This is a genomic window from Thermococcus chitonophagus, from assembly GCF_002214605.1.
Lineage (GTDB): Archaea > Methanobacteriota_B > Thermococci > Thermococcales > Thermococcaceae > Pyrococcus > Pyrococcus chitonophagus.
This window is the reverse complement of the sequence record NZ_CP015193.1, coordinates 1027364-1040227: the sequence shown is the minus strand read 5'-3', so window position 1 is coordinate 1040227 and position 12864 is coordinate 1027364. Positions and strand designations below refer to the sequence as shown.

The 12864-nt window shown below is 45.9% G+C and carries 17 protein-coding genes; 6 read left to right on the top strand and 11 right to left on the bottom strand.

Annotation, left to right across the window (positions count from 1 at the left end; genetic code table 11):
* Positions 1–10: 10 nt before the first annotated feature.
* The 3 genes from ilvB to A3L04_RS05835 form a co-directional block, all read right to left on the bottom strand.
* Positions 11–1705 carry a biosynthetic-type acetolactate synthase large subunit gene (gene ilvB, locus A3L04_RS05840; RefSeq protein WP_068576794.1) on the bottom strand — a complete coding sequence of 565 codons (1695 nt, stop codon included), beginning with the start codon at positions 1703–1705 and terminating at the stop codon, positions 11–13.
* Positions 1706–1782: 77 nt separating this feature from the next.
* Positions 1783–1941, bottom strand: coding sequence for a hypothetical protein (locus A3L04_RS10990; protein WP_157092400.1), 159 nt, complete (start codon positions 1939–1941; stop codon positions 1783–1785).
* 157 nt (positions 1942–2098) lie between these two features.
* Complete coding sequence (locus tag A3L04_RS05835) at positions 2099–2488, bottom strand: hypothetical protein (protein ID WP_068576796.1); 390 nt, start codon at positions 2486–2488, stop codon at positions 2099–2101.
* A gap of 345 nt (positions 2489–2833) precedes the next feature.
* Here A3L04_RS05835 and A3L04_RS05830 point away from each other — a divergent pair, with 345 nt between their 5' ends.
* From A3L04_RS05830 to ndk, 3 genes are read left to right on the top strand one after another with little or no spacing between them, the layout of a single operon-like run.
* Positions 2834–4756, top strand: coding sequence for a helicase C-terminal domain-containing protein (locus tag A3L04_RS05830; RefSeq protein WP_068576797.1), 1923 nt, complete (start codon positions 2834–2836; stop codon positions 4754–4756).
* Positions 4740–5036 carry a hypothetical protein gene (locus tag A3L04_RS05825; protein WP_231963846.1) on the top strand — a complete coding sequence of 99 codons (297 nt, stop codon included), beginning with the start codon at positions 4740–4742 and terminating at the stop codon, positions 5034–5036. The genes A3L04_RS05830 and A3L04_RS05825 overlap by 17 nt, the downstream gene beginning before the upstream one ends.
* Entirely contained in the window at positions 4996–5481 is a 486-nt protein-coding gene (ndk, locus tag A3L04_RS05820; RefSeq protein WP_068576799.1) for a nucleoside-diphosphate kinase, read from the top strand. Before A3L04_RS05825 ends, ndk begins: the two co-directional genes overlap by 41 nt.
* Here ndk and A3L04_RS05815 read toward each other — a convergent pair.
* From A3L04_RS05815 to A3L04_RS05790, 6 genes are all read right to left on the bottom strand, one after another.
* Positions 5478–6125: a hypothetical protein gene (locus tag A3L04_RS05815; protein WP_068576801.1), complete on the bottom strand. Its 648-nt coding sequence runs from the start codon at positions 6123–6125 to the stop codon at positions 5478–5480. The genes ndk and A3L04_RS05815 overlap by 4 nt on opposite strands.
* Positions 6125–6403 carry an iron-sulfur cluster assembly protein gene (locus A3L04_RS05810; RefSeq protein WP_068576803.1) on the bottom strand — a complete coding sequence of 93 codons (279 nt, stop codon included), beginning with the start codon at positions 6401–6403 and terminating at the stop codon, positions 6125–6127. Before A3L04_RS05810 ends, A3L04_RS05815 begins: the two co-directional genes overlap by 1 nt.
* Positions 6390–7385: an ArsA family ATPase gene (locus tag A3L04_RS05805; RefSeq protein WP_068576805.1), complete on the bottom strand. Its 996-nt coding sequence runs from the start codon at positions 7383–7385 to the stop codon at positions 6390–6392. The genes A3L04_RS05810 and A3L04_RS05805 overlap by 14 nt, the downstream gene beginning before the upstream one ends.
* A 9-nt stretch (positions 7386–7394) precedes the next feature.
* Positions 7395–7661: a hypothetical protein gene (locus A3L04_RS05800; protein WP_068576807.1), complete on the bottom strand. Its 267-nt coding sequence runs from the start codon at positions 7659–7661 to the stop codon at positions 7395–7397.
* 36 nt (positions 7662–7697) lie between these two features.
* On the bottom strand, positions 7698–9407 hold the full coding sequence (locus A3L04_RS05795) for a carbon starvation CstA family protein (RefSeq protein ID WP_068576809.1): 1710 nt from the start codon (positions 9405–9407) through the stop codon (positions 7698–7700).
* A gap of 69 nt (positions 9408–9476) precedes the next feature.
* Entirely contained in the window at positions 9477–10169 is a 693-nt protein-coding gene (locus A3L04_RS05790) for a 6-hydroxymethylpterin diphosphokinase MptE-like protein (protein ID WP_068576810.1), read from the bottom strand.
* A 54-nt stretch (positions 10170–10223) separates the two neighbouring features.
* Between A3L04_RS05790 and metG the strand changes: the two genes are divergently transcribed.
* Entirely contained in the window at positions 10224–10553 is a 330-nt protein-coding gene (metG, locus tag A3L04_RS05785; RefSeq protein WP_068576812.1) for a methionine--tRNA ligase subunit beta, read from the top strand.
* 59 nt (positions 10554–10612) lie between these two features.
* On the opposite strand, the gene A3L04_RS05780 is transcribed toward metG, so the two are convergent.
* Both A3L04_RS05780 and truA read right to left on the bottom strand, forming a co-directional pair.
* Positions 10613–11083 (bottom strand): hypothetical protein, encoded by a 471-nt coding sequence (locus tag A3L04_RS05780; RefSeq protein WP_068576814.1) that lies wholly within the window; start codon positions 11081–11083, stop codon positions 10613–10615.
* A gap of 32 nt (positions 11084–11115) precedes the next feature.
* Positions 11116–11904, bottom strand: a complete 789-nt coding sequence (gene truA, locus A3L04_RS05775; protein ID WP_068576817.1) for a tRNA pseudouridine(38-40) synthase TruA — start codon at positions 11902–11904, stop codon at positions 11116–11118.
* A gap of 49 nt (positions 11905–11953) precedes the next feature.
* Here truA and A3L04_RS05770 point away from each other — a divergent pair, with 49 nt between their 5' ends.
* Complete coding sequence (locus A3L04_RS05770; protein ID WP_068576819.1) at positions 11954–12457, top strand: hypothetical protein; 504 nt, start codon at positions 11954–11956, stop codon at positions 12455–12457.
* 11 nt (positions 12458–12468) lie between these two features.
* A complete protein-coding gene (locus A3L04_RS05765; protein ID WP_068576821.1) occupies positions 12469–12858 on the top strand; it encodes a methyltransferase RsmF C-terminal domain-like protein in 390 nt (129 codons plus the stop codon).
* Positions 12859–12864 lie beyond the last annotated feature (6 nt).

The following is a 12864-nucleotide window of genomic DNA, read 5'->3' as shown; positions in this document are numbered from 1 at the left end:
TTCAACCACCTCAATACCTCGTTACGACCTTCGAGATGTGCTCCCCCGGAGGAACCATTGGCAGAACATCATCCTCCGGGTGGATTGGGACATCTATGACGGTAGGAACGTCAGCCTTCATTCCCTCCTTAACGGCCTTGATCAGCTCATCCATAGTTTCGGCCCTAAAGCCCTGAGCACCATAAACCTCAGCTAGTTTGGCAAAATCGGGGTTCTTCTTGAAGTACGTTGCAACGTAGCGCCTGTTGTAGAACATTCTCTGCCATTGAGCCACCATTCCCAGGGAGGAGTTGTTGAGGATTATCACTATAACCGGGATGTTCTCGTTAACCGCCGTAGCCAACTCCCTTTCGGACATCATGAAGCTTCCGTCACCGGCAATATCAACAACGACTTTGTCTGGCTTGGCAACTTTAGCCCCAATCGCTGCCGGGAATCCAAAGCCCATCGTTCCAAGTCCACCTGAGGTTATGAAAGTTCTTGGCTTCAGTATCGGGAAGAACAAGGCTACCCACATCTGGTTTTGACCAACTTCCGTTGCCACTATTGCATCTTCAGGCAATAGCTTTCTCAATTCCTTAAGGATCTCGGGGGGCCTTAGATAGTTCCCATCTATTGGAACTAATTCTTCCCTGTACTTTTCCTTGAACTCCTGAACCTTTCTAAACCACGGCCAATCTTCCCTCTTCTTGGCCCTCCTCACGATCTCATTGTAGATAGCTCTTAGAACTCTCTTCGCATCGCCTATTATTCCAAGGTGCGCCTTGACGTTCTTACCAACTTCCTTTGGATCTATGTCTATGTGGATTATCTTTGCATTTGGAGCAAAGTTCTCGAATTCACTAACAGTTCTGTCGCTCCATCTCATTCCTACTGCTATTATTAGATCCGTCTCAGGGAGTAGTTTGTTTGCTGCTATCTTTCCGTGCATTCCCAAGTTACCCACGTACAATGGGTGATTCTCCGGAACGGCACCCTTGCCCATGAAGGTTGCCATTATTGGTATCATTAAGTACTCGGCTATCGCTAGAACCTCGTCGGTTGCCCCTGACCAAACAACTCCTCCTCCAACAATGAATACCGGCTTCTCCGCGGAAAGTATCATGTCAACGGCTTTCTTCACTTCTTCTGGACAGGCATCAAGCTTTGGTGGTCTCCATGGCGTAACTAGCTGAGAGATGTCTACATCAAAGTTCATTTCCCCTTCTCCAGTTTGAGCGTCTTTCGGGAAGTCTAGAAGAGTCGGCCCAGGTCTTCCAAGGGTCGCTATAGTAAATGCCATCTTTACTGCCTTGGGAACTTCCTCAGGTTTCTGTATCTGATAGTTCCACTTCGTTATCGGCTTCGTTATGTTGATTATGTCGGTCTCCTGAAAAGCCATCTTCCCAACCATGTAAGTCGGCACTTGACCAGTTATTGCCACAATAGGTGAGGAGTCCATATAGGCGGTAGCTATTCCCGTAACTAGGTTAGTTGCTCCTGGACCCGAGGTCGTTATTGCAACTCCTGGCCTTCCTGAGACCCTTGCATATCCATCTGCTGCATGGGCTGCCCCCTGCTCATGCCTTGTGGTTATATGCCTTATTTCACTGTCCAATAGCTCGTCAAATACTGGCATTATGCTTCCACCTATTATACCAAACGTATGCTTCACGCCCTGCTTTTCCAGGGCCTTTACCAGAGCCTTCGCGCCGGACATTTTCATAGAGACCACCCCCATAGAGTTTAGTTCACGAAAAAGACACAGGGAAAGGAAAGGAGAGGAATGTACCTTTGATTACTTCAGAGGAGGATAATGAGTCCAATAATAATGAGAATCAGAAGAAGAAGGACGATTATTGTGCCATTGCCAACATAATCATCATAACTGCTACCCCTCTCACCAAGCCATGTTCTTAATGGATTGAATACCCAACTTATTTCACCGGCCCTCATAGTCATTCCCTAAACCCCCACCCTGCACACCTTGTATAATAAATTTTCGCAATTCTTGTTGTATACTTGACATATTAGATATAATTCCAAAATCCGGAAATTATATACAAAACGAAATTTGGTAGAGGAAGAGGCCAAGGTTTACATCAAATTGACAAATCCATTAGTACCTATCCATCATGTTTCTCAAGATTGTGTCATACAGGAAGTCATCACTGACCATATCGACTATTGTGTAGAACTCTTTTCTTGCATCTTTCTCCATCTTGCCTTCAACTCTCAGTACTTTGTCTTCCTTGCTTGAAACTGCCCACTTGACCATCAGCACTTTGCTCTTTCCGCCTTTTTGAGCCTCCAACACTGCTACCCCATACCTTGCTGGGCTCCACCAGTTTGCTCTAAAGTTCACATTCCACCCCTGCTTTTTTAGGAACTCCTCAAACTCCTCCATTACCTTAGTTGGTGCATCTCTAGTCTTTACTGTCACGGCCACCCACTGGGCGCCGTTCTCCATAGCCTCAACCACCACCTTCTTCATGGTCTCAAACTCCATACGGACCACCTCCAAGCTTTTTGTCATGGAGACAAACCGAACCCCAAAAGGTGAGGGGTTCGCGGGATGGTAATTCGTCACTTCATAGGATAAGAAGGATGAGAATTATGACAAGTAACCTAATGATTTCAACATATTTTATCGTGATTAAATTTATCCTTCTCATCGTTCTCACCATCTGCATCATCGAGAGAATAAACAGACTATTCACATATAAAAACCTTTCGTTTATGTTCATTTGCGACCATATGTCCGCATCTGTGCTCTTGTTTATACATTGGCATATGTAGTCTATATAGTCTCGGTAGATTTTTGAAGAGTTCCGCTTAGAGAAAGGCGATAGCGATGCTAGAGCACTTCCCATACCAGAGCCTTCGACCGCATCAGGAAGAGTTCATAACCCTAGTCAGGGAAGCCGTTAAAAGTGGGAAAAATCTAATAGTGGAGGCTCCCACGGGATTCGGGAAAACGATAAGTGTTCTTGCTGGAGTATTGCCCTATGCAATCTCCCTGGGGTACAAGGTGATTTATCTGGCAAGAACTCACAAGCAGATGGACAGGGTAATAGAGGAGCTTAAGGCAATAAGAAAGGTTGGAAAAGTTAGCGGGATTGAGTTCAGGAGTAGAAAGGATCTATGCCTACACAAGTACATTCAGACGTTCGCTCCGGACGCTTACACGAGTATGGTCGTATGTAAGAGCCTTAGAAAGCTTGGAAAGTGCAAGTTCTACGAAAATCTAAAGGAGAAGAAAGATAGGGTTAAGGAGATAGTTGAATTCTTCCTTGAGAGACCATCTTTTCCCTGGGAAGTTCTTGAATACTCAGAACTGCTGGAGCTATGTCCTTATGAGGTAACTAGGAAGGTTGGGGAGAAGGCCAACGTAATAGTTGCAAGCTATCTCTATATGCTGAACCCATGGATCAGGCAGGCCTTTATGGACAGTCTTGGTATTGATTATTCTGATCTGATAGTGATATTTGATGAGGCCCATAACGTTCCAGATCAAGCAATCTCAACGTTAAGCGACAGGCTAAGCGTGAGGACGATTGAGAGAGCAATTAAAGAGGCCCATGAATACGGGGAGGATGACGTTGAAAACTTCCTTTCGATATTCCTAAAGGGGCTGGAGATACTGTACAAGAAGAGATTAGAGAATTATGAATCCTCCGAGATTCCTATAAGGCCCCAGGAAGTCTTTGAACATCCAATCCTCATACTCTCTTACTCTCCTAGGGATTTGGCTGAGATCATAAACTACATGGTTGAAATTGGGGATGCGATAAGAGAGGACAAAATAGAGAGGAACCTCCCACCAAGGAGCTACGTTGGAAGAGTGGGGGAATTTCTATGGAACTGGCTCTCCGTTGGAGAGAGGGAGGATTACATCCATTTATTCAGCAAGGAAAGGGGACTCGCTCTAGAGCTCGTAGCCCTTGATCCTTCAGTGGCCCTAGACTTTGTTAACGAGGTTCACTCGGCAATCTTCATGTCAGGAACGCTCAGCCCCTTGGAGGCATTTAGGGATATCATAGGTGTAAAAGCCGAGCTAAAGAAGTTCCCCAGGATGGTAAAAAGGGAGAATGCAATAGTTTTAGTTGCGAGGGATGTTTCCACGAGGGGAGAAGAGAGGAGCCCTAGCCTGTACAGGAAGATCGCCGAGTACATTTTTGAGGCCGTAAAGATAATTCCCAAAAACGTGGGCGTTTTTACAGCTTCATACGAAGTGCTGGAGGGGATAATAAGCACCAATGTTCACATAAAGATCGAGGAGGAAGTTGGAAAGAAGGTGTTCATAGAAAAGAAGGATGCAAGCTCAAGTGAAAATGATGCTATGGTTACAGAGTTCAAGGCACATGCAAAGAAAAACGGGGCAGTTCTCTTTGGTGTTATGGGCGGAAGGAACAGCGAGGGTCAGGACTACTCAGGAGATGAAATGAATGGTGTAGTTCTGGTGGGCATCCCTTATGCCCGGCCAACTCCGAGGGTTCAAGCCCAGATAAGGTACTTTGAAAAGAAGTTCCCTGGGAAGGGAAGGTACTATGGCTACGTTCTACCCGCCCACAGGAAGCTCGCTCAAGCTGCTGGAAGAGTTCATCGCTCTGCTGAGGAAAAGGGAAGCATAGTTATCCTTGACTATAGGGTTCTGTGGAGTAACGTTAAAAAGGATCTTCCCGACTGGATGGTTGAGACTATGAAGCCGGTGACTCTGCCTCTTATGAGAATCAGACTTAGGAAGTTCTGGAGGTCTGGTGAGATTGGAAGTTGATATATTAAAGAAAAGGTGGAAGGATGTTTTAATAACGGCAATTGAAAGCTTAATCTTGATGTGGTTCATCTATGCCTTTCTCTACCAGAATTACCTACTTTATAAGTGGCACAGGGGATTGCCACTTCCCTCAAAACTACCATTCATATTAGTAGGGGTTGCGAGTGGCTTGGCGTTCTTCTTTTTCGAGATAGATAAGTTAATTAAATCCTCCCAGGAAGGTATTAGTGGTGTCGCTGATGGAAGAAGTGGAGAGGACCCTAGTAATAATAAAGCCTGATGCTGTTGTCAGAGGATTAATTGGAGAAATAATAAGCAGGTTTGAAAAAAGAGGACTAAAAATCGTTGGCATGAAGATGATTTGGATAGACCGGGAGTTGGCAGAGAAGCACTACGAAGAGCACAAAGGTAAGCCCTTCTTTAATGCCCTTATAGAGTATATCACAAAGGCTCCCGTAGTTGTAATGGTCGTTGAGGGGAGATATGCAATTGAGGTTGTCAGAAGGATGGCTGGAGCAACGGATCCCAAGGATGCGGCCCCAGGAACCATTAGGGGAGACTATGGCCTTGACATTGGAGATGCAATCTACAATGTAATTCACGCAAGCGATTCGAAGGAGAGTGCCGAAAGGGAGATTAACTTGTACTTCAAACCAGAAGAACTGTTTGAGTACTGTAAGGCTGCTGACTGGTTCTACAGGGAAAAGAAAAAAGCAGAATGCTAGCCTTTCATTCCTTTTGGAAAGTTTCTTATGAACCTCAGGATATTCCTCACATCTTTTTCTATTGTGTCAGGCTCTGGTTTCATGAAAACGTAGATCACGTTTGTCTTCGGAACTATCGCGACGTGCTTGATGTTCTTCACGTTTGAGAATCCTTCAATGAACTCCTTCACTGGCTTAACGTCCTCGTAGTTATCAAAGAGGGTTTCAAATTTCACACCCCCAATTTCTTCCTCACCCTTAAGTAGCTCGATCTCCCTCTCAATTCCTGGCCTCATTCTGAAGTACCCCTTCTGGAGGAAGTGAACCTCCCTCTTTATCTCAAACGTTGGCCTGACAACAATGTAAAGCTTGTCGTGCCTATTTATAAGGAGGGACACGGGAAAGTACAGGATGCTGTGCCTCGGAAGGAGAGTTAGGGTGTACTCGAATTTTAGTATATCTGGATCGTCAAGCTTGTAGTAGGCTCTGAAACCTACGTATCCTCCAAGCCACACGTAGTCCTTGTCCTTGGGCTTCAATATGCCCTCTATGCTCCTAAGATAGTGCTGCATAAGCATCAGGTTGAGCTTTCTCCCTTTGTAGAACTGCAAGGAGGAAACAGCTGCGAGAACCATTATTATGAAGATCAGCATTGAGGTCTCCATTATACCTCCTCCACTGGGTAGTACCTTTGCAGTGTCAGATCGTCTAAAATTTCAATATCGTAATCTTTTAGGACGTTAACTATCTCCCTCACTATCTTAGCCTGAATTGGCCACACCATTGCCATTGCTGCGGGCTTTCTTGGTGTATTCCTTGCAAAGGCCACGTAAATTATGACCTTATTATCTTCCTTAATAACCTTAGTTACTAGTCCTTCGCTGACTATATCTTGACCCGTGAACGGATTCTTGACCCTCCTTAGTTTTTCAAGGATTTCCAACTATCATACCCCCGACCTTCCTCAGCCACTCAATTCCTCTCGGTTCCTCTTGGAACATAGGAATTTCGACTATATCAACACCTCTGAATTCCCTCTTAACTTCCTCCATAACTCTCTTTTGAGCCTCAATTTTGACCTTTATCTCAGGAACTTCGCGCTCAAGCTGGATCACCTTGTTCATGACTATTAAGTTGAAGGGAACCTTGAATTTCTTCAGGCTTTCATAAGCTCTCTTAGTTTCGTAAAGGGGAAGCAGCTCTGGATTCATAACAGCGATAACTGAAGTCTTTTTGGGGTCAGTTATAGTCTTGTACACGAATTCAACCTCACTCCTGTATGCCTTCAGCTCCCTCATAACGCCATCCTCTTCTTCCTCAGTTGGAAGCTTTATCTCTTCTCCATCAACTACGAACTTCTGCTCCCCCTGAATCTTGGCTATAGCCCTCCTCCTCTCGAGTATCTTTTTCCTAATCTCTATTAGCTTGTCTGCCCATATTAAAGAGATCCTCGGCAAAGCGAGAACCCTTAGCGTGAGACCTGTTGGAGGAGTGTCAAACACTATGACGTTCCAATTATCCCCCTCACTAAGTATTTCCCTTATAGCCTCAAGGGTTGCGTACTCCTCTATTCCAGGGGAGTACCGTAGGACTTCGAAGTACTTCTCGAGGTTTATTACTGTCAAATACCTATACATGTTCTTCAGGTTCTTCTCAAGGTGCTCCAGATACTCCCTAATCATTCCCTCCATGTCAAGCTCGCTCGCATAGAGGTTCTCCATTATCTCCCTGGGCTTATCTGAAAGCTTCTCCATTAAAACGTCACCAAGATTGTGGGCTGGATCAAGGGAGACTATGAGGGTTTTATGGCCTGCCTCCGCTAGGGCAACTGCTAATGAGGCTGAGGTGGTTGTCTTCCCAACTCCTCCCTTCCCAATGACAAATATCACTCTGAATCCATCCTGAGGTAGGAGATATTTTCTCATGCTCTCACCTCAGTCTATGTCAAACATCCCAGCGACTTCCGCGAATACATCATCGAGATCAATGGCTCTCTGTTGCATTACCTTTATCTCCTTCACCATGTGTGGCATGAGTCTCAAGACGAGGGTAGTCGGTGGAGAAGGTATACCTATGAAAGAGGCCATCAAAATTAGTGCAAACACATTTTCGAGCTCTCTCAGCTCAAATTCGATGTATTCAGTTGAGCTCTGCTTAAAGTACTCAAAGAAACCCTTCAGAAAGTTCTTTATGGGCTCCATTTTAATGCCTCCTAAACGTAAAAGAAAAGAAGGAGGTCAGGCGGTAGCGGCCTGGTACTCTTCTGCGGGCTTCTTCCATGCGTGGTACCAGTCAATGACGAGCAGGAAGTTCAGTGCAAGACCAACAATTGTTATTATGCTGACCCAGATGCTTCCCTTTCCTACGTAGATCAGGAACCATATCAATGCTGCGGTTACTGTAACCCATAGGAACAGCGCCGGAATTAGAACAGCCCACTTCCATATTCCTGCGGGCCTCTGAACCTTTGCCACCCACAGAGAAGCTGTCATCATAGCTATGCTCGCAAGCATCTGGTTCATTCCACTGAAGGCTGGCCATATAACGAGCCACTTTCCAATCCATGCCAGGTAGATCCCCAGGAACACGAGGATGAAGGATGCAACCCACTTGTTCTTAAGGATCTCTGGACCCTTCACCATCTCAATTATTTCCTGCCATGCAAACCTTCCAAGTCTTGTTGCCGTATCTAATGTAGTTAATGCAAACGCTGAAACCCACAGGCTCGCGAAGAGTGCACCGGCCTTTACATCAATACCAAAAGCGTCATGCAGTCCATAGGCATAGCTCTTTGCGAATATTGTGACCTTTCCTATTTTACTTGCTACCATTGGGGCGTAGATTTGGGCCCAGTTCTGGAAGTTTATTGCAACATTGGCATCCTGGAAGACCTTTATTCCATATACTGCTATTGAAGAGATAACGATAGTCGATAGGAATCCCTCAGTGAACATTCCACCATAGCCAACAAGTAGGCCATGAAGTTCGTTGTCAAGTTGCTTTGATGACGTTCCTGAACCAACCAAGGAGTGGAAACCGCTCAGTGCACCACATGCTATGACCAGTGGGATTGTTGGCCAGAATGGTGAGGGTTTTCCACCGACAACGTGGGCGCTCCAAGTAGTGTATGCAGGAGCTGTGAAAGTCCCCATACCCTTAAGGCCAACCACGAGGAACGCTATGCCTCCAAGTGCAAGACCAAACCACAGAATGTACGCGTTGAGGTAATCTCTAGGCTGCAACAGAATCCAAACTGGCAGTGAAGATGCAACTATTATGTACAGGCCCAGGAATATGTACCAAACCTGTTTGCTGGCCTCTATTGGGAACTTGAATCCGATGTAAATTGCAAGTGCTAGCAAGACTATCCCTATAATCGTTCCCACCTTGAAGTCTATCTGCACCTTGTACAGCAACCATCCCAATATGACTGCAATCAGCAGGAACAGTATTGAAGCTGTTGCAGCACCAGGGGTCTTGACAAATATTCCTGCTATAACGTTAGCGAATGCTGCTATAACTAAGATCAGCGCAAACCAGACGTAGAGCTCAAAGGCCATGCTGGTCCTCTTGCTCATGAGCTTTCCGGCTATCCACTGAATTGACTTACCATCGTAACGCACGGATGACATCAATGCTAGATAGTCGTGGACTGCTCCAATGAAGACGTTTCCGAACCAGACCCACAGCAATCCTGGGAGCCAGCCCCAGGCCATTGCCACGGCTGGACCTACAATTGGCCCTGCACCAGCTATTGAAGCGAAGTGGTGGCCGTAGAGAACTAGTGGGTGTGCTGGAACGTAGTCAACGCCATCGTAGAGCTTGTGAGCAGGCGTTGGCCTGTTGGGGTCTGCCTTTACTACCTTGTTCTGAAGGGCCTTACCATAGGTGTGATACAAGACAACATAGATGAGACCCGCCAGAAAGATGGTAATGGCGGAATTCATCAGATCACCTCGGCATTTAAAAGTGTCATCTAATATAAATCATTTTTGGACAGAAATTTGAACTATTTATCAGTAAAGAAAGGTTATTTTTGCCTTACCATTGTCTTTAAGCCACTGCAAAAGTTCCTCTGCGAAACCCAGCTTCTTCCTTTTTTCTTCCCATGCAGTTGTATGTTGCTTCAACCAAGGCTTGCTCCACCTTCCAACTAGGCCTGAGAAGTCGAAACCTACAAGGATTATCTCCTTAGCCCCAAGTTCTTCTGCCAGAAATGCGGCCCTATCTCCATCCGTAAAGCCTCCAAAGTTGTATATTATATCTAAGGGCTCAGTTTGACAAGTCCCCAGGACTATGGGGAAGTTCGTCACGAGAGGGAGCTTATCCATATTATCACCGTGAGCGTGGACTACCATAATTGCCCTCCCAGATGCTCTAATTAAATCCTGAATTCTCCCGTCAAGATCTGTGACCACTATGTCCGGGATCATTTGGTGCTCTAAAAGGGCGGTAGTAGCTCCATCCGCTGCAATCTTTGTGCCATCTGAGAAATCGTATTTCTTTAGGGCATCTTCGAGACTAGGGCCGGCACCGAACACGTAAACTTTTTCCATAATTACAGCTTTAAGCTCTTCTTTAATTATGTAATTATCGTTTTCAATAAGGATTGCCCTTAGTAGCTCGGCTGACTTCCTATCATCCTCTACCGAGTACCCCATCTCTCTGACTATTCGCTCGTAAAACGGCTTCCACTCTTCCCACTTCATGTCGATGTAGTTTGGGAAACCGGATATATAAGTTAATCCAACGAAGATTAGGTGGTGTCGGTGTATGACGTTGAAGAGTTCTGGAAGTTTGATATGAGGGTTGGTCTAGTGAAAGAAGCCGAGAAAATTCCAAGGACGAAAAAGCTGATAAAGCTCGTTGTTGACTTTGGGAAGGAAGAGAGAACGATAGTCACCGGAATAGCTGACCAGTACTCTCCAGAAGACCTAAAGGGGAAGAAATTTATATTCGTATTGAACCTAAAACCAAAGAAATTTTCGGGAGTCGAGAGCCAAGGGATGCTTATAGTTGCTGAAACCGAAGAAGGGAAAGTCTTCTTAATCCCAGTTCCCGATGAGGTTCCCGTTGGGACAAAAGTTTGGTAGGGGCCCGATGAGGAGCGAGCCCGGCACTGAAGAGTGATGAGAGCTACCACTTCTGAGGGCTATCCAAAGAAGGCCCCCATCCCTTCCATCTCTTCCTCACTGTAGCCCTTAACCTTGAATTCAGGCATCTTGTCCTTGAGTTCCTCGTACTCCTCTTTGCTTATTTCTCTAGCCTCCCCACCTTTCACGTGGAAGTAAACTCCAGTGTTCTCAGCCTTATAGGCGAGCACGAATTCTTCCGCCTCGATGTTATCGTAGTCTACAAAGATCAAGTTACCTCCAGTGAACGGCTTCTTGCACTTGAACGGAACGCTTGAAGCATTTAGCATAGCATCTCCCAGTGCCATGTTCGCCTTTAGGCCGTTGATTTCGGTATAAAACTGCTTCCCTTCAAAGTCCCCCTCGATTATAACAAGCTTCTTCATGCCCTCGAGGTCCATAACTGGAGCACCCTTCTTTTTAAGGATGGAGAAAAGCTCTTCAACTGTTTCCGCGTTCCTAAGGCTCGAAACCAAACCCTCAACCTTCATGCTTTCACCCACCGGGCTTGAGTTGAGGCCCTTTAAACTTTTATCATATCTAGGGTTAAGTAAGAAAGCATCATCCTAGCCTTCGCCCTCTCCTCGACTTCCCTTCTAAACTTTTTCAGGGATCTCTCGTCGAGTGGGAAAGTAATTCCGTTGTACTCCACATCCACGAGCAGTAAGCCCTCTGGAGGAGCTGGGGGCACCTTCCTGCTCCTCTCGTACGCTCCCTGAAGCATCCTCTCTATATCCTGGGATACAAGTTTACCCGACCCGCAGAGCTCAAGGGCCTTGACTATTCTCCTAACCATCTCCCAAAGAAAGCTCTTCGCCTCAACCTCAACAACTAAAATTGGCCCGCTCTTCCAAACTTCAATCCTATCTATACTCCTAATCGTGTCCCTTCCATCAACTCTCGCGAATGCCGAGAAGTCGTGTGTTCCTAGGAAAAGCCTAGAGCACTCCTTAACCTTCTCAATGTCCAGATCCCAAGATGGAAGGTAGTACCTATACACCTTCGATTTGGCCCAGAATCTAGGATGGAAATCCTGGGGAACCTTCACAGCTGAGAGAACCCAAATATCTTCAAGCCTGCCGTTTAGAACCATTGGATTGAGAATCCTCTCATCGTCTGTTGTCAGGGCAACAACGTTCCCTAATGCACTTACGCCCCTATCAGTCCTTGATGCGCTCTTGAAATCCGTGAACTCTATGCCTGCATCATTTAATGCTTTAATAATCTCGCCCTCGACGGTTCTAACGTTGGGTTGCCTTTGAAAGCCGTGGAATCTTGTTCCATCGTAGGCTATTTTAAGGGCGACCCTCATATTTAAAAATCAGGGTGTCTGCTTTAATAATCCCACGGGAGGTTGCGAGATGAGGGGTAGCGTGAGCAAGGTCGTGAGCTTTGAAGATGAGGAAGAGTTTATAGAGGAGATGCAAGCTGTATTTGACGTGTTCAGCGAGCTCTCTCAGAGGTACGGTGGTGGAAACGTAATAGAGGGAGTGATACTCTGGGATACTGTTGGAATCAGGGATAACGATGACGTTAAGATATTCAGGGTAGGTGAGTTTCAGTTCATCAAGGGAACCCTCAACCTGCCGGTCGAGAAGATATTCACCTTGGAGAGGTTCTTTGATGAGCTCGAGAGCAAGTGGGATGAGATCAGCGTCGAGGACATAAAGTACTTCGTTGACCTGATTAATGAAGCCTTAGGAGAAGAAAGGGTTTACTACGACGCCTACGACCTTGGCCTCAAGAGGGGAGAAGCTTACCTCGTGATAAATCTTAGGGCCCTCCAGTACTTGGATCACGTCATAGATGTTGATGATAGGGATGCCTTTGAGTGGGCTCTGAACACGCTTATGAAATATATTTAGGGGGAACAAAAATGGACATCAAGAAAATGCTCGAAGAGCAGTATGGCTACGCTCCAGATGATTTAGTTCTTGAAGTTAGGGGAAGGAGAATATACGCTTACAGGAAGTGCGAGTTTCCAGAGAAGGGTCACGAAGGAGTGTACTTTGGAAAGATAGAGGCTGATGGCATAAGGCTAACCATTGAGGGAGCATTCATAATAGGACCCAAAGCCACGAAAAATGTCATAGAGGTCGACGATGAGAAGGCGAGGACATGGCTTAGGGGAGAGGACATAAAGGTTGACGAAGAGGGGAACAGATGGGTTATCCTAAAGTGGAGGAACTACTGGCTCGGCGGCGGAAAGCTTATCAATGGCGTTGTTAAGAACTACGTTCCCAAGGAAAGGAGGCTTGTGCTCTAGTACTTT

Coding starts and splice junctions, on each gene's coding strand:
- ilvB (WP_068576794.1), bottom strand. CDS start 1,705: ATGAAAATGTCCGGCGCGAAGGCTCTGGTAAAGGCCCTGGAAAAGCAG.
- A3L04_RS10990 (WP_157092400.1), bottom strand. CDS start 1,941: ATGACTATGAGGGCCGGTGAAATAAGTTGGGTATTCAATCCATTAAGA.
- A3L04_RS05835 (WP_068576796.1), bottom strand. CDS start 2,488: ATGGAGTTTGAGACCATGAAGAAGGTGGTGGTTGAGGCTATGGAGAAC.
- A3L04_RS05830 (WP_068576797.1), top strand. CDS start 2,834: ATGCTAGAGCACTTCCCATACCAGAGCCTTCGACCGCATCAGGAAGAG.
- ndk (WP_068576799.1), top strand. CDS start 4,996: ATGGAAGAAGTGGAGAGGACCCTAGTAATAATAAAGCCTGATGCTGTT.
- A3L04_RS05815 (WP_068576801.1), bottom strand. CDS start 6,125: ATGGAGACCTCAATGCTGATCTTCATAATAATGGTTCTCGCAGCTGTT.
- A3L04_RS05805 (WP_068576805.1), bottom strand. CDS start 7,385: ATGAGAAAATATCTCCTACCTCAGGATGGATTCAGAGTGATATTTGTC.
- A3L04_RS05800 (WP_068576807.1), bottom strand. CDS start 7,661: ATGGAGCCCATAAAGAACTTTCTGAAGGGTTTCTTTGAGTACTTTAAG.
- A3L04_RS05795 (WP_068576809.1), bottom strand. CDS start 9,407: ATGAATTCCGCCATTACCATCTTTCTGGCGGGTCTCATCTATGTTGTC.
- A3L04_RS05790 (WP_068576810.1), bottom strand. CDS start 10,169: ATGAAGTGGGAAGAGTGGAAGCCGTTTTACGAGCGAATAGTCAGAGAG.
- A3L04_RS05780 (WP_068576814.1), bottom strand. CDS start 11,083: ATGAAGGTTGAGGGTTTGGTTTCGAGCCTTAGGAACGCGGAAACAGTT.
- truA (WP_068576817.1), bottom strand. CDS start 11,904: ATGAGGGTCGCCCTTAAAATAGCCTACGATGGAACAAGATTCCACGGC.
- A3L04_RS05770 (WP_068576819.1), top strand. CDS start 11,954: ATGAGGGGTAGCGTGAGCAAGGTCGTGAGCTTTGAAGATGAGGAAGAG.
- A3L04_RS05765 (WP_068576821.1), top strand. CDS start 12,469: ATGGACATCAAGAAAATGCTCGAAGAGCAGTATGGCTACGCTCCAGAT.